At 63.7% G+C, this 446-nt stretch carries 1 protein-coding gene; it reads left to right on the forward strand.

Annotated features, from left to right (window positions below; translation table 11 throughout):
- The coding region (gene pedF / locus AC097L_RS25975) for a cytochrome c-550 PedF (protein WP_479589571.1) at positions 1-327 on the forward strand (327 nt) is incomplete at its 5' end.
- Between the last annotated feature and the right edge of the window lie 119 nt (positions 328-446).

The following is a 446-nucleotide window of genomic DNA, read 5'->3' on the forward strand; positions in this document are numbered from 1 at the left end:
CCGTACTCCACCGGCGACGGCCACAAAGAGGCGCTGCGCATTGGCTCTTCCGCCTACAACCAGAACTGTGCGCGCTGCCACGGACTGGAGGCCATCTCCGGGGGCATCTCGCCCGACCTGCGCAAGATCGATGCGGACTGCATGGGCCTGGCCGATGCGGCCAAGAAGCAAGCCTGTTTCAAGGAGATGGACGACTTCTATGTCTCCACGGTTCGCCGGGGCCGCACCCGCGACGGGCGGGTCTACATGCCGCCGTTCGAGGGCATCCTGACGCAGGAAGCCATCTGGGCCATCAAGACCTATCTGGAAACCCGCCGCGAGCCCTGACACCGGCGCATCTGCAGATCGATAAAACAACCGGAGACACCCTTGACACATCTGCCCACGCTCGCACCCGGCCCTCTGCTGTCGCGAAGAAAAATGCTGTGTACCCTGCCCCTGCTGCT

The organism is Rhodoferax sp. RT5P35 (assembly GCF_056521385.1).